The 15,664-nt window shown below is 56.3% G+C and carries 12 protein-coding genes, 1 tRNA gene and 1 pseudogene; all 14 read left to right on the plus strand.

The annotated features are described in order from the left end of the window. Positions 1–150, plus strand: a pseudogene (locus tag FBX99_RS28535) (elongation factor Tu); the annotation flags it as partial. Positions 151–203: 53 nt separating this feature from the next. Further along, a tRNA-Trp gene (locus FBX99_RS28540) sits at positions 204–279 on the plus strand. A 45-nt stretch (positions 280–324) separates the two neighbouring features. After that, the gene (gene secE, locus FBX99_RS28545; protein ID WP_039594676.1) at positions 325–693 is read left to right on the plus strand and encodes a preprotein translocase subunit SecE; all 369 of its coding nucleotides are present in this window, start codon (positions 325–327) and stop codon (positions 691–693) included. A gap of 9 nt (positions 694–702) precedes the next feature. Further along, the gene (nusG, locus tag FBX99_RS28550) at positions 703–1,236 is read left to right on the plus strand and encodes a transcription termination/antitermination protein NusG (protein WP_010443972.1); all 534 of its coding nucleotides are present in this window, start codon (positions 703–705) and stop codon (positions 1,234–1,236) included. A 117-nt stretch (positions 1,237–1,353) separates the two neighbouring features. Beyond that, on the plus strand, positions 1,354–1,785 hold the full coding sequence (gene rplK, locus FBX99_RS28555; protein WP_003176435.1) for a 50S ribosomal protein L11: 432 nt from the start codon (positions 1,354–1,356) through the stop codon (positions 1,783–1,785). Beyond that, positions 1,785–2,480: a 50S ribosomal protein L1 gene (gene rplA / locus FBX99_RS28560; protein WP_003186095.1), complete on the plus strand. Its 696-nt coding sequence runs from the start codon at positions 1,785–1,787 to the stop codon at positions 2,478–2,480. Before rplK ends, rplA begins: the two co-directional genes overlap by 1 nt. Before the next feature lie 198 nt (positions 2,481–2,678). Continuing rightward, positions 2,679–3,179, plus strand: coding sequence for a 50S ribosomal protein L10 (gene rplJ, locus FBX99_RS28565; RefSeq protein WP_024776458.1), 501 nt, complete (start codon positions 2,679–2,681; stop codon positions 3,177–3,179). Between the two features lie 78 nt (positions 3,180–3,257). Further along, positions 3,258–3,623, plus strand: a complete 366-nt coding sequence (rplL, locus tag FBX99_RS28570; protein ID WP_047702784.1) for a 50S ribosomal protein L7/L12 — start codon at positions 3,258–3,260, stop codon at positions 3,621–3,623. A 219-nt stretch (positions 3,624–3,842) separates the two neighbouring features. Continuing rightward, positions 3,843–7,916 (plus strand): DNA-directed RNA polymerase subunit beta, encoded by a 4,074-nt coding sequence (gene rpoB, locus FBX99_RS28575; protein ID WP_047702783.1) that lies wholly within the window; start codon positions 3,843–3,845, stop codon positions 7,914–7,916. Between the two features lie 64 nt (positions 7,917–7,980). Next, positions 7,981–12,180 carry a DNA-directed RNA polymerase subunit beta' gene (gene rpoC, locus FBX99_RS28580; protein WP_144931095.1) on the plus strand — a complete coding sequence of 1,400 codons (4,200 nt, stop codon included), beginning with the start codon at positions 7,981–7,983 and terminating at the stop codon, positions 12,178–12,180. A 216-nt stretch (positions 12,181–12,396) separates the two neighbouring features. Further along, a complete protein-coding gene (gene rpsL / locus FBX99_RS28585) occupies positions 12,397–12,768 on the plus strand; it encodes a 30S ribosomal protein S12 (RefSeq protein WP_003186084.1) in 372 nt (123 codons plus the stop codon). 103 nt (positions 12,769–12,871) lie between these two features. Next, positions 12,872–13,342: a 30S ribosomal protein S7 gene (rpsG, locus tag FBX99_RS28590; RefSeq protein WP_024776462.1), complete on the plus strand. Its 471-nt coding sequence runs from the start codon at positions 12,872–12,874 to the stop codon at positions 13,340–13,342. Positions 13,343–13,372: 30 nt separating this feature from the next. Next, positions 13,373–15,475, plus strand: coding sequence for an elongation factor G (gene fusA / locus FBX99_RS28595; protein ID WP_144931093.1), 2,103 nt, complete (start codon positions 13,373–13,375; stop codon positions 15,473–15,475). 31 nt (positions 15,476–15,506) lie between these two features. Then, positions 15,507–15,664, plus strand: a 158-nt coding sequence (locus FBX99_RS28600; protein ID WP_256343747.1) for a GTP-binding protein, incomplete at its 3' end; no start/stop codon positions are given.

Raw genomic sequence — 15,664 nt, forward strand, 5'->3', positions numbered from 1 at the left:
GAAGGCGTTGAAATGGTAATGCCAGGTGACAACATCCAGATGACTGTCACCCTGATCAAGCCGATCGCGATGGAAGATGGTCTGCGTTTCGCTATTCGTGAAGGCGGTCGTACCGTTGGCGCCGGCGTCGTAGCAAAAGTCATCGAGTAAACAGTTGTAATGTCTTTATCGGGCCGGCATAATGGTCGGCCTGATTTTGTTTTAGGTCAGTAGCTCAATTGGCAGAGCGACGGTCTCCAAAACCGTAGGTTGGGGGTTCGATTCCCTCCTGACCTGCCAGATTCACTCAGTGTGTCTGGCTTTCTTTTCACAGGATCTTCATAGATGACTCCTAAAGCTGAAGCTCAAGGCTCTCGCTTCGATCTGCTCAAGTGGCTAGTGGTAGTCGCTTTGGTGGCTGTTGGCGTTGTTGGCAATCAGTATTTCTCTGCTTCGCCGATCCTGTACCGTGTACTCGCATTGCTTGCTATTGCTGCTGTTGCTGCCTTTGTAGGCCTGCAGACAGCCAAGGGCAAGTCTTTCTTTGTACTCGCTAAGGAAGCTCGCACCGAGATTCGTAAAGTCGTATGGCCGACTCGCCAAGAAACCACGCAGACCACGTTGATCGTTGTGGCTGTCGTTCTGGTTATGGCGTTACTGTTGTGGGGGCTTGATTCCCTGCTCGGTTGGCTCGTTTCCTTGATTGTTGGCTAAGGGTGTCCCGTGGCTAAGCGTTGGTACGTTGTGCATGCTTACTCGGGTTACGAGAAGCATGTTATGCGCTCGCTGATAGAGCGTGTGAAGCTGGCTGGCATGGAAGATGGCTTTGGCGAGATTCTGGTTCCCACTGAAGAAGTGGTTGAGATGCGTAATGGCCAGAAGCGCAAAAGCGAGCGCAAGTTCTTCCCAGGTTATGTGCTGGTACAGATGGATATGAACGAAGGGACTTGGCACTTGGTCAAGGATACCCCTCGGGTGATGGGCTTCATCGGCGGTACTGCCGACAAGCCGGCACCAATCACGGACAAAGAGGCAGAGGCAATTCTGCGTCGCGTCGCTGATGGTAGCGACAAGCCGAAGCCGAAAACATTGTTTGAACCAGGTGAGGTGGTACGAGTCACTGATGGTCCATTCGCTGATTTCAACGGCACGGTTGAAGAAGTTAACTACGAAAAGAGCCGGATCCAGGTCGCAGTGCTCATTTTCGGTCGCTCTACTCCGGTAGAGCTCGAGTTCAGTCAGGTCGAAAAGGTCTGATCGAACAGGCATCCCAACCCCGCAGCCCAAGGCTGTGGGGTTTTGTCGTCACTGGGATAAACGCGCAAGTAACCGGGGAGCCTTTCGAGGCGTTCGAACCCGTAATTGGAGTGCCTCATGGCCAAGAAGATTACCGCTTACATCAAGCTGCAAGTGAAGGCCGCTCAGGCTAACCCAAGCCCGCCCGTTGGTCCTGCTCTGGGTCAGCACGGCGTGAACATCATGGAATTCTGCAAGGCTTTCAACGCCCGTACCCAGGGTCTTGAGCCAGGTCTGCCGACTCCAGTGATCATCACTGTCTACAGCGACCGTAGCTTCACTTTTGAAACAAAGAGCACCCCTGCTTCGGTTCTCCTGAAGAAGGCTGCAGGTTTGACCAGCGGTTCCGCTCGTCCAAACACCGTTAAGGTTGGCACCGTTACCCGTGCTCAGCTGGAAGAAATCGCGAAGACCAAAAACGCGGATCTGACTGCAGCTGATATGGATGCAGCCGTGCGTACCATCGCCGGTTCTGCTCGTAGCATGGGCCTTAACGTGGAGGGTGTGTAATGGCTAAGCTGACCAAGCGTCAAAAGGCTATCGCCGGCAAAATCGAAGCAGGCAAGGCCTACAACTTTGTAGACGCCGCCGCCCTGCTGGCCGAGCTGTCGACTGTCAAGTTCAGCGAGTCGTTCGACGTTGCTGTAAACCTGGGTGTAGATCCACGTAAATCCGACCAGGTCGTTCGTAGCGCTACCGTGCTGCCACATGGCACTGGCAAGACTGTCCGTGTTGCTGTGTTCACCCAGGGTCCAGCAGCTGAAGCTGCTCTGGCTGCTGGTGCTGATCGCGTAGGCATGGATGATCTGGCTGCTGAAATGAAAGGCGGCGACCTGAACTATGACGTAGTGATCGCATCTCCTGATGCCATGCGCGTTGTAGGTCAACTGGGTCAGATCCTCGGTCCACGTGGTCTGATGCCTAACCCGAAAGTCGGAACCGTAACCCCGGACGTAGCTACCGCGGTCAAGAACGCGAAGGCTGGTCAGGTTCGTTATCGCACCGACAAAAACGGCATCATCCACACTTCCGTTGGCAAGATCGGTTTCGACGCCGTCAAGCTGAAGGAAAACGTTGAAGCCCTGATCGCTGACCTGAAGCGTATCAAGCCAGCTTCTTCGAAAGGTATCTACGTCAAGCGCGTTACCCTGAGCACCACCATGGGCCCAGGTCTGGTCATCGACCAGAGCTCGCTCGACGCGTAAGACACAGATTGGCGCAAGCAATTGCGCCAATTGAAAAATTGGGGTCCCTGCCTGGCGGGGGCTATCCAAGACCGTAGGCGACGCAAGTCTTAAACCACAAGCCTACGCAGATGGTGCTCCCGGTTCCTTACCGAATCAGACACCAAAACGACATTCGGTTTCGATCGAATGAAACGGTAACAAGCAGGAGTTAAACCCGTGGCAATTAAACTCGAAGACAAGAAGGCCATCGTCGCTGAAGTCAACGAGGCTGCCAAAGTCGCTCTGTCCGCTGTCGTGGCTGATGCCCGTGGCGTAACAGTAGGCGCTATGACCGGACTCCGTAAAGAGGCCCGCGAAGCTGGTGTTTATGTACGTGTCGTACGTAACACCCTGCTGAAGCGCGCTGTTGAAGGCACTCAATATGACGTGCTCAACGACGCGTTCGTCGGCCCGACCCTGATTGCATTCTCGAAAGAACATCCGGGCGCTGCTGCCCGTATCTTCAAAGAGTTCGCCAAGGGTCAGGATAAGTTCGAGATCAAGGCAGCTGCGTTCGAGGGCAAGTTCCTCGCAGCTAACCAAATCGACGTACTGGCAACTCTGCCGACCCGTGACGAAGCAATTTCTCAGCTGATGAGCGTGATTCAAGGCGCTACCAGCAAATTGGCTCGTACTCTGGCGGCAATTCGCGATCAGAAAGAAGCCGCTGCAGCCTGAGGCTGAGCGTTTCCTTCTCGCGTATTTTTGTTTATTTCGATGGCCGTGCCGGCTATCCCCCAATTCAGGAATTGAGTCATGTCTCTGACTAACGAACAAATCATCGAAGCAATCGGCGAAAAATCCGTAATGGAAATCGTTGAGCTGATCAAGGCAATGGAAGAGAAGTTCGGCGTTACCGCCGCTGCTGCTACCGTTGCTGCTGCTGGTCCAGCTGCTGTCGTTGAAGAGCAAACCGAGTTCAACGTTGTTCTGGCTGCCGCTGGCGACAAGAAAGTCAACGTGATCAAGGCTGTTCGCGAACTGACCGGTCTGGGTCTGAAAGAAGCCAAGGAGAAGGTTGACACCGCTCCTCAGGTTATCGCTGAAGGCGTTTCCAAAGAAGCTGCTGAAGACGCGAAGAAGAAGCTGGAAGAAGCAGGCGCTACCGTCGAAGTTAAGTAATTTCGACCTTGCGTCTCCAGCCCGAGCGTCAAGCGAAAGGCTGATGGCTGGTGGCTCTTGCCACCGGCCTTTTTCCGTTATTGGCAGCCGATTGGGTCGGTGCCGATAACGAGCTGTAACCACCCGAGGCGGTGGCGCAAACCATGGGGTTTGCACGATTTTCTGGCTGCTCCCGTCGGGGGGAGCCAAACAAGCAGGTGACCAAGCTGGGGAACGCTGATGGCTTACTCATATACTGAGAAAAAACGTATCCGCAAGGACTTTAGCAAGTTGCCGGACGTCATGGATGTGCCGTACCTCCTGGCCATCCAGCTGGATTCGTATCGTGAATTCTTGCAAGCGGGAGCGACTAAAGATCAGTTCCGCGACGTGGGCCTGCATGCGGCCTTCAAATCCGTTTTCCCGATCATCAGCTACTCCGGCAATGCTGCGCTGGAGTACGTCGGTTATCGCCTGGGCGAACCGGCATTTGATGTCAAAGAATGCGTATTGCGCGGTGTAACTTACGCCGTACCTTTGCGGGTAAAAGTGCGCCTGATCATTTTCGACAAAGAATCGTCGAACAAAGCGATCAAGGACATCAAAGAGCAAGAAGTCTACATGGGTGAAATCCCCCTGATGACTGAGAACGGTACCTTCGTAATCAACGGTACCGAGCGTGTAATCGTTTCCCAACTGCACCGTTCTCCGGGCGTGTTCTTCGACCACGACCGTGGCAAGACGCACAGCTCCGGCAAGCTGCTCTACTCCGCGCGCATCATTCCTTATCGCGGTTCCTGGTTGGACTTCGAGTTCGACCCGAAAGACTGCGTATTCGTACGTATCGACCGTCGTCGCAAGCTGCCTGCATCGGTACTGCTGCGTGCGCTCGGCTACACCACGGAAGAAGTGCTGGACGCGTTCTACACCACCAACGTCTTCCATGTGCAGGGTGAAAACCTCAGCCTGGAACTGGTGCCTCAGCGCCTGCGCGGTGAGATCGCGGTTCTCGATATCCAGGACGACAAAGGCAAGGTTATTGTCGAGCAGGGTCGCCGTATCACTGCCCGTCACATCAACCAACTGGAAAAGGCCGGGATCAAAGAGCTGCAGGTGCCTATGGACTACGTCCTCGGTCGCACCACTGCCAAGGCCATCGTGCACCCGGCCACCGGCGAAATCCTCGCAGAGTGCAACACCGAGCTGAGCACCGAGATCCTGGCGAAAATCGTCAAGGCCCAGGTCGTTCGTATCGAAACGCTGTACACCAACGATATCGACTGCGGTCCGTTCATCTCCGATACGTTGAAGATCGACTCCACCGGCAACCAACTGGAAGCCCTGGTCGAGATCTATCGCATGATGCGTCCTGGCGAGCCACCAACCAAGGATGCCGCCGAAACCCTGTTCAACAACCTGTTCTTCAGCCCTGAGCGCTATGACCTGTCTGCGGTCGGCCGGATGAAGTTCAACCGTCGTATCGGTCGTACCGAGATCGAAGGTTCGGGCGTGCTGAATAAGGACGACATTGTTGCAGTGCTCAAAACCCTGGTCGACATCCGTAACGGCAAGGGCATCGTCGATGACATCGACCACCTGGGTAACCGTCGTGTTCGCTGCGTAGGCGAAATGGCCGAGAACCAGTTCCGTGTAGGCCTGGTGCGTGTAGAGCGCGCGGTCAAGGAACGTCTGTCGATGGCTGAAAGCGAAGGCCTGATGCCGCAAGACCTGATCAACGCCAAGCCGGTTGCGGCGGCGGTGAAAGAGTTCTTCGGTTCCAGCCAGCTGTCCCAGTTCATGGACCAGAACAACCCGCTGTCCGAGATCACCCACAAGCGTCGTGTCTCTGCACTCGGCCCAGGTGGTCTGACCCGTGAGCGTGCAGGCTTCGAAGTACGTGACGTACACCCGACGCACTACGGTCGCGTTTGCCCGATCGAAACGCCAGAAGGTCCGAACATCGGTCTGATCAACTCCCTGGCTGCCTATGCGCGCACCAACCAGTACGGCTTCCTCGAAAGCCCGTACCGTGTGGTGAAAGACGCCCTGGTCACCGACGAGATCGTGTTCCTGTCCGCCATCGAAGAAGCCGATCACGTGATCGCCCAGGCTTCGGCCACGATGAACGACAAGAAGGTGCTGATAGACGAGCTGGTAGCTGTTCGTCACCTGAACGAGTTTACCGTCAAGGCGCCGGAAGACGTCACCCTGATGGACGTATCGCCCAAGCAGGTTGTTTCGGTCGCTGCGTCGCTGATCCCGTTCCTCGAGCACGACGACGCCAACCGTGCGTTGATGGGTTCGAACATGCAGCGTCAGGCAGTACCGACCCTGCGTGCCGACAAGCCGCTGGTAGGTACTGGCATGGAGCGTAACGTTGCCCGCGATTCCGGCGTTTGCGTCGTGGCTCGTCGTGGTGGCGTGATCGATTCCGTCGATGCCAGCCGTATCGTGGTTCGTGTTGCCGATGATGAAGTTGAGCCGGGCGAAGCCGGTGTCGACATCTACAACCTGACCAAATACACCCGCTCGAACCAGAACACCTGCATCAACCAGCGTCCGCTGGTAAGCAAGGGTGATCGGGTCCAGCGCAGCGACATCATGGCTGACGGCCCGTCCACCGACATGGGTGAACTGGCACTGGGTCAGAACATGCGCATCGCGTTCATGGCGTGGAACGGCTTCAACTTCGAAGACTCCATCTGCCTGTCTGAGCGTGTGGTTCAGGAAGATCGCTTCACCACGATCCACATCCAGGAACTGACCTGTGTGGCCCGTGACACCAAGCTTGGCCCAGAGGAAATCACTGCGGACATCCCGAACGTGGGTGAAGCTGCGCTGAACAAGCTGGACGAAGCCGGTATCGTTTATGTAGGTGCCGAAGTAGGCGCTGGCGACATCCTGGTCGGCAAGGTCACCCCGAAAGGCGAGACCCAGCTGACTCCGGAAGAAAAACTGCTGCGTGCCATCTTCGGTGAGAAGGCCAGCGACGTTAAGGACACCTCCCTGCGCGTGCCTACCGGCACCAAGGGTACTGTCATCGACGTGCAGGTCTTCACTCGCGACGGTGTTGAGCGTGATGCGCGTGCACTGTCCATCGAGAAGACTCAGCTCGACGAGATCCGCAAGGACCTGAACGAAGAGTTCCGTATCGTTGAAGGCGCAACTTTCGAACGTCTGCGCGCAGCCCTGGTTGGTCACAAGGCCGAAGGCGGCGCGGGCCTGAAGAAAGGTCAGGAAATCACCGACGAAGTTCTCGACGGTCTCGAGCATGGCCAGTGGTTCAAACTGCGCATGGCTGAGGACGCGTTGAACGAGCAGCTCGAGAAAGCTCAGGCTTATATCGTCGATCGCCGTCGTCTGCTGGATGACAAGTTCGAAGACAAGAAGCGCAAGCTGCAGCAGGGCGATGACCTGGCACCGGGCGTACTGAAGATCGTCAAGGTCTACCTGGCCATCCGCCGTCGCATCCAGCCGGGTGACAAGATGGCCGGTCGTCACGGTAACAAGGGTGTGGTCTCCGTGATCATGCCGGTTGAAGACATGCCGCATGATGCCAACGGTACTCCGGTCGACGTCGTTCTCAACCCGCTGGGCGTACCTTCGCGTATGAACGTCGGTCAGATCCTTGAAACCCACCTGGGCCTCGCGGCCAAGGGCTTGGGTGAGAAGATCAACCGTATGCTCGAAGAGCAGCGCAAGGTCGCTGACCTGCGCAAGTTCCTGCATGAGATCTACAACGAGATCGGCGGTCGTAACGAAGAGCTCGACAGCTTCTCCGACCAGGAAATCCTGGATCTGGCGAAAAACCTCAAGGGCGGCGTTCCAATGGCCACTCCGGTATTCGACGGTGCCAAGGAAGTTGAAATCAAGGCCATGCTGAAACTGGCGGACCTGCCAGAAAGCGGCCAGATGCAACTGTTCGACGGTCGTACTGGCAACAAGTTCGAGCGTCCGGTTACCGTTGGCTACATGTACATGCTGAAGCTGAACCACTTGGTGGACGACAAGATGCACGCTCGTTCTACCGGTTCTTATAGCCTGGTTACCCAGCAGCCGCTGGGTGGTAAGGCACAGTTCGGTGGTCAGCGTTTCGGGGAGATGGAGGTCTGGGCACTGGAAGCGTACGGTGCTGCATACACTCTGCAAGAAATGCTCACAGTGAAGTCGGACGATGTGAACGGTCGGACCAAGATGTACAAAAACATCGTGGACGGCGATCACCGTATGGAGCCGGGCATGCCCGAGTCCTTCAACGTGTTGATCAAGGAAATTCGTTCCCTCGGCATCGATATCGATCTGGAAACCGAATAACACGTGACGCGAATCGAGAGCGGGGCTGTATTGCCCGCTCTCTGCTCCGCCAGGAGGAAAGGCCTTGAAAGACCTACTGAATTTGCTGAAAAACCAGGGTCAAGTCGAAGAGTTCGACGCCATCCGTATCGGATTGGCCTCGCCTGAGATGATCCGTTCGTGGTCGTTCGGTGAAGTTAAAAAGCCGGAAACCATCAACTACCGTACGTTCAAACCTGAGCGTGACGGCCTGTTCTGCGCCAAGATCTTTGGCCCGGTAAAGGATTACGAGTGCCTGTGCGGTAAGTACAAGCGCTTGAAGCATCGTGGTGTGATTTGCGAGAAGTGCGGCGTTGAAGTTGCACTGGCAAAAGTTCGTCGTGAGCGCATGGCGCACATCGAGCTGGCGTCCCCGGTTGCCCACATCTGGTTCCTGAAATCGCTGCCGTCCCGTATCGGCCTGCTGATGGACATGACCCTGCGTGATATCGAGCGCGTTCTCTACTTCGAGAGCTACGTCGTTATCGATCCAGGCATGACCACCCTTGAAAAAGGTCAGCTGCTGAATGACGAGCAGTATTTCGAAGCGTTGGAAGAGTTCGGTGACGATTTCGATGCCCGCATGGGCGCCGAAGCTGTCCGCGAGCTGCTGCACGCTATCGACCTGGAGCACGAGATTGGCCGTCTGCGCGAAGAGATTCCGCAAACCAACTCCGAAACCAAGATCAAGAAGCTGTCCAAGCGTCTGAAGTTGATGGAGGCCTTCCAGGGCTCCGGCAACCTGCCAGAGTGGATGGTGCTGACCGTTCTGCCGGTTCTGCCGCCAGACCTGCGTCCACTGGTTCCGCTCGATGGCGGTCGTTTCGCGACTTCCGACCTCAACGATCTGTATCGTCGGGTGATCAACCGTAACAACCGTTTGAAGCGCCTGCTCGACCTGTCCGCTCCGGACATCATCGTGCGCAACGAAAAGCGTATGTTGCAGGAAGCGGTCGACGCCTTGCTTGACAACGGTCGTCGTGGCCGCGCTATCACCGGTTCCAACAAGCGTCCTCTGAAATCCCTGGCTGACATGATCAAGGGTAAGCAGGGTCGTTTCCGTCAGAACTTGCTCGGTAAGCGCGTTGACTACTCCGGTCGTTCGGTAATTACCGTAGGTCCGACCCTGCGTCTGCATCAGTGCGGTCTGCCTAAGAAAATGGCGTTGGAACTGTTCAAGCCTTTCATTTTCGGCAAGCTGGAGATGCGTGGTCTGGCGACTACCATCAAGGCTGCGAAGAAGATGGTCGAGCGTGAGCTGCCAGAGGTCTGGGACGTTCTCGCCGAAGTGATTCGCGAACACCCAGTGCTGCTCAACCGTGCACCGACCCTTCACCGTCTGGGTATCCAGGCGTTTGAACCGGTACTGATCGAAGGTAAGGCTATCCAGCTGCACCCGTTGGTCTGTGCTGCGTACAACGCTGACTTCGACGGCGACCAAATGGCCGTGCACGTACCGTTGACACTGGAAGCCCAGCTCGAAGCGCGCGCGTTGATGATGTCGACCAACAACATTCTGTCGCCAGCCAACGGTGAGCCAATCATCGTTCCGTCGCAGGACGTTGTATTGGGTCTGTACTACATGACTCGTGAGGCGATCAACGCCAAGGGCGAAGGTCGTGTATTCGCGGATCTGCAGGAAGTTGACCGTGTGTTTCGTGCTGGCGAAGCCGCACTGCACGCCAAGGTCAAGGTGCGGATCAACGAAACCGTGAACGATCGTGACGGCAACAGCGTCACCAATACCCGTATCGTCGACACTACCGTCGGCCGTGCGCTGTTGTTCCAGGTGGTGCCGAAAGGTCTGTCCTTCGACGTCGTCAACCTGCCGATGAAGAAAAAGGCGATCTCCAAGCTGATCAACCAGTGCTATCGCGTGGTCGGTCTGAAAGAGACTGTGATCTTCGCCGACCAGTTGATGTACACCGGTTTTGCCTATTCGACCATCTCCGGTGTTTCCATCGGTGTTAACGATTTCGTTATCCCGGATGAAAAAGCGCGCATCATCGGTACTGCTACCGAAGAAGTGAAAGAGATCGAAAGTCAGTACGCCTCCGGCCTGGTAACCCAGGGCGAGAAGTACAACAAGGTAATCGACCTCTGGTCCAAGGCGAACGATGAAGTCTCCAAGGCGATGATGGCCAACCTCTCGAAAGAGAAGGTCATCGACCGTCATGGCGTGGAAGTCGACCAGGAATCCTTCAACTCGATGTACATGATGGCCGACTCGGGCGCACGGGGTTCTGCTGCGCAGATCCGTCAGCTCGCCGGTATGCGTGGCCTGATGGCCAAGCCGGACGGTTCTATCATCGAGACCCCGATTACAGCGAACTTCCGTGAAGGTCTGAGCGTACTCCAGTACTTCATTTCCACGCACGGTGCTCGTAAGGGTCTTGCGGATACCGCGTTGAAAACGGCGAACTCCGGTTACCTGACGCGTCGTCTGGTAGACGTGGCGCAAGACCTGGTTGTGACCGAGATCGACTGCGGCACCGAACACGGCCTGGTCATGACTCCGCACATCGAAGGCGGCGACGTGGTCGAGCCGCTGGGTGAGCGCGTATTGGGTCGTGTCATCGCCCGTGACGTATTCAAGCCGGGTACCGAGGACGTCATCGTTCCTGCTGGCACCCTGGTAGACGAGAAGTGGGTAGAGTTCATCGAGCTGAACAGCATCGATGAAGTGATCGTGCGTTCGCCGATCAGCTGCGAAACCCGCTACGGCATTTGCGCCAAGTGCTACGGTCGTGACCTCGCTCGTGGTCACCAGGTGAACATCGGTGAATCGGTCGGCGTTATCGCGGCCCAGTCCATCGGTGAGCCGGGTACCCAGCTGACCATGCGTACGTTCCACATCGGTGGTGCGGCAAGCCGGACCTCCGCAGCCGACAGCGTTCAGGTGAAGAATGGCGGTACTGTCCGTCTGCACAACCTGAAGCACGTTGAGCGCGTGGATGGTCACCTGGTGGCTGTATCCCGTTCCGGTGAACTGGCGATCGCGGACGACTTCGGTCGTGAGCGCGAGCGTTACAAGCTGCCTTACGGTGCTGTGATTTCGGTGAAGGAAGGTGACAAGGTCGAAGCTGGCGCAATCGTGGCCAAGTGGGATCCGCACACTCACCCGATCGTTACCGAAATGAAAGGTACCGTGACCTACGTAGGCATGGAAGAAGGCATCACGATCAAGCGTCAGACCGACGAATTGACCGGTATGACCAACATCGAAGTGCTCGATCCGAAAGATCGTCCAGCTGCCGGCAAGGACATCCGTCCAGCCGTGAAGATGGTCGACGACAACGGCAAGGACCTGTTGCTGCCAGGCACTGACGTAATCGCTCAGTACTTCCTGCCAGCCAACGCCCTGGTCGGTGTGGCGGACGGTGCGCGGATCGCGATCGGTGACGTTATCGCTCGTATCCCGCAGGAAACTTCGAAGACTCGCGACATCACCGGTGGTCTGCCGCGTGTTGCCGACCTGTTCGAAGCCCGTCGTCCGAAAGAAGCCTCGATTCTGGCTGAAGTCAGCGGCACCATCGCGTTCGGTAAAGAGACCAAGGGCAAGCGTCGTCTGGTCATCACCCCGAACGACGGTAGCGATCCGTATGAAGAGCTGATTCCGAAGTGGCGCCACCTGAACGTCTTCGAAGGCGAACAGGTCAACCGCGGCGAAGTTATCTCCGACGGTCCGAGCGATCCGCACGACATCCTGCGTCTGCTGGGTGTGAGCGCGTTGGCCAAGTACATCGTGAACGAGATCCAGGACGTTTACCGTCTGCAAGGCGTGAAGATCAACGACAAGCACATCGAGACCATCCTGCGTCAGATGCTGCGTAAAGTTGAGATTTCCGAATCTGGCGATTCCAGCTTCATCAAGGGCGACCAGATGGAACTGACTCACGTCCTGGTAGAAAACGAGCGCCTGGCTGCGGAAGACAAGTTTGTCGCCAAGTTCACCCGCGTCCTGCTGGGTATCACTAAGGCGTCGTTGTCCACCGAATCGTTCATCTCGGCGGCTTCCTTCCAGGAAACCACTCGTGTACTGACCGAGGCGGCGGTAACCGGCAAGCGCGATTACCTGCGCGGCCTGAAAGAAAACGTGGTCGTGGGTCGTCTGATCCCGGCCGGTACCGGTTTGGCCTATCACAGCGAGCGCAAGCGTCGCCGTGATGCAGACAAGCCGTTGCGCGTAAGCGCCAGTGAAGTGGAAGCTGCACTGACCGAAGCGCTGAACTCGAGCGGTAACTGAGTTCTGCGGTAATTAAGCGCCTGGCCCTGGTCGCCTCATTCGCCGGATCGAGACAAATTGTCGAGATCCGGCGAGCGGGGAGGTCGGGGCCTTGCCTTGACTGGGAACAGGATCCTCTTTAGACTCTTGATCCCCTAAATTTGGCGGGAACTCGTTCCTGCCATTTTGCTTTTCTTGTAAGACAATAGCGTCGCAAGACAACAGTGGAGCTAGTAGATGGCAACTATCAACCAGCTGGTACGTCAGCCGCGTAAGCGTATCGTCGAGAAATCCGACGTGCCTGCGCTGCAGAACTGCCCGCAACGTCGTGGCGTATGCACCCGTGTGTATACCACCACGCCGAAAAAACCTAACTCGGCACTGCGTAAAGTATGCCGTGTGCGTCTGACCAACGGTTTCGAGGTTTCCTCGTACATCGGCGGTGAAGGCCACAACCTGCAAGAGCACAGCGTGGTACTGATCCGCGGCGGTCGTGTAAAAGACTTGCCAGGTGTTCGTTACCACACCGTTCGCGGCTCCTTGGATACCTCCGGCGTTAAAGGTCGTAACCAGGGTCGTTCGAAGTACGGTACCAAGCGTCCGAAGTAATCGGCCGTTTTGCAGTTTTTCATTTTTATTGAGTCGATAAGAGTAAGGTCGGGCACGCTTTTGCTGTCCCGGGCTAACCTGAAGACCGTTTGAGGGCTTATCAATGCCAAGACGTCGCGTAGCAGCCAAACGTGAGATTCTGGACGATCCGAAATACGGAAGCCAGATTCTCGCCAAGTTCATGAACCACGTAATGGAAAGCGGCAAGAAAGCCGTTGCCGAACGTATCGTTTATGGCGCGCTGGAAAAAGTTAAAGAGCGTAAGAACTCCGATCCCCTGGAACTCTTCGAAAAAGCACTCGACGCCATCGCTCCGCTGGTCGAAGTGAAGTCGCGCCGCGTAGGCGGTGCTACCTACCAGGTTCCGGTCGAAGTTCGTCCGTCCCGTCGTAACGCTCTGGCCATGCGCTGGCTCGTAGACTTCGCCCGCAAGCGCGGCGAGAAGTCCATGGCTCTGCGCTTGGCTGGTGAGCTGCTGGACGCTGCTGAAGGTAAAGGTGCTGCAGTTAAGAAGCGTGAAGACGTGCACCGTATGGCCGAGGCCAACAAGGCTTTCTCGCACTACCGCTTCTAATTTCAGCGTCACTCAATTTGCGAGGGCTTTATGGCTCGTACAACCGATATTAAACGCTACCGTAACATTGGTATCGTTGCTCACGTGGATGCGGGTAAAACCACTACCACTGAGCGCGTCCTGTTCTACACGGGCGTAAACCACAAAATGGGCGAGGTGCATGATGGCGCCGCGACCATGGACTGGATGGTGCAAGAGCAGGAGCGGGGTATTACCATTACCTCCGCTGCTACTACTGCGTTCTGGGAAGGCTCCAACAAGCAATTCCCTAAGCACCGCTTCAACATCATCGATACTCCCGGCCACGTTGACTTCACCATTGAAGTAGAGCGTTCGCTGCGTGTACTCGACGGCGCTGTCGTTGTGTTCTGCGGTACTTCGGGTGTTGAGCCCCAGTCTGAAACCGTATGGCGTCAAGCCAACAAATACGGCGTTCCGCGTCTTGTCTACGTGAACAAGATGGACCGTGCTGGTGCCAACTTCCTGCGTGTGATCGGTCAGATCAAGCAGCGTCTGGGTCACACTCCGGTGCCTATCCAGCTGGCTATCGGTTCCGAAGACAACTTCGAAGGTCAGATCGATCTGATGACCATGGAAGCTGTTCGTTGGAACGACGGCGACAAGGGTATGGCTGCCATTCGTGGTCCGATCCCGGCCGAGTTGCAAGAGCTGGCTGAAGAGTGGCGCAGCAACATGGTTGAGGCTGCCGCCGAAGCCAACGAAGAGCTGATGAACAAGTACCTGGAAGGCGAAGAGCTGTCGATCGAAGAGATCAAGGCTGCTCTGCGTCAGCGTACTATCGCTGGCGAAATCGTTCTGGCTGTTTGCGGTTCTTCCTTCAAGAACAAGGGTGTTCCCCTGGTTCTCGACGCCGTTATCGACTACCTGCCTGCGCCGGTCGACATTCCAGCCATCAAGGGTACCGACCCGGATGACGAGACTGTCGAAATGGAGCGCCACGCAGACGACAACGAGCCGTTCTCGGCTCTGGCGTTCAAGATCGCTACCGACCCATTCGTGGGTACCCTGACATTCGCTCGCGTTTACTCGGGCGTGTTGAACTCCGGCGACGGCGTGATCAACTCGGTCAAGGGCAAGAAAGAGCGCGTGGGTCGTATGGTGCAAATGCACGCAAACACCCGCGAAGAGATCAAGGAAGTACGCGCTGGCGACATCGCGGCCCTGATCGGTATGAAGGACGTCACCACTGGTGACACTCTGTGCTCCGCTGATAAGCCAATCATCCTGGTTCGCATGGATTTCCCGGAGCCGGTTATCTCGGTTGCCGTTGAGCCGAAAACCAAGGATGACCAGGAAAAAATGGGTATCGCTCTGGGCAAACTCGCTCAGGAAGACCCGTCTTTCCGCGTCAAGACCGATGAAGAGACTGGTCAGACGATCATCTCCGGCATGGGCGAGTTGCACCTGGACATCCTGGTTGACCGGATGCGCCGCGAGTTCAACGTCGAAGCCAACATCGGTAAGCCACAGGTTTCCTATCGTGAGAAGATCACGAAGGCTTGTGAGATCGAAGGCAAGTTCGTTCGCCAGTCCGGCGGTCGTGGCCAGTTCGGCCATTGCTGGATCCGTTTTGCGCCTGCTGACGAAGGTCAGGAAGGTCTGCAATTCCTGAACGAAGTAGTGGGTGGTGTGGTTCCGAAGGAATACATCCCGGCTATCCAGAAGGGTATCGAAGAGCAGATGAAGAACGGCGTCGTTGCCGGCTATCCGCTGATCGGCCTGAAGGCTACCGTGTTCGATGGTTCTTACCACGACGTCGACTCCAACGAGATGGCGTTCAAGGTGGCGGCCTCCATGGCGACCAAGCAACTGGCTACCAAGGGTGGCGGTGTTGTTCTTGAGCCGATCATGAAGGTTGAAGTCGTAACACCTGAGGACTACATGGGCGACGTGATGGGTGACCTGAACCGTCGTCGCGGTCTGATCCAGGGTATGGAAGACACGGTTTCCGGTAAGGTTATCCGTGCCGAGGTTCCGCTGGGCGAGATGTTTGGTTACGCAACCGACGTTCGTTCCATGTCCCAGGGTCGCGCGAGCTACTCTATGGAATTCTCCAAATACTCCGAGGCTCCGTCGAACATCGTCGAAGCTATCGTTAAAAAACAAGGCTGATTCAGCCCCTTTAGGCTAGGAGTTAATTGTCGTGGCTAAAGAAAAATTTGAACGTAACAAACCGCACGTCAACGTTGGCACCATCGGTCACGTTGACCACGGTAAAACCACTCTGACCGCTGCTCTGACCCGCGTCTGCTCCGAAGTTTTCGGTTCGGCCAAGGTTGACTTCGACAAAATCGACAGCGC

The sequence above is a fragment of the Pseudomonas sp. SJZ074 genome, from assembly GCF_007828215.1.
Classification (GTDB): Bacteria; Pseudomonadota; Gammaproteobacteria; order Pseudomonadales; family Pseudomonadaceae; genus Aquipseudomonas.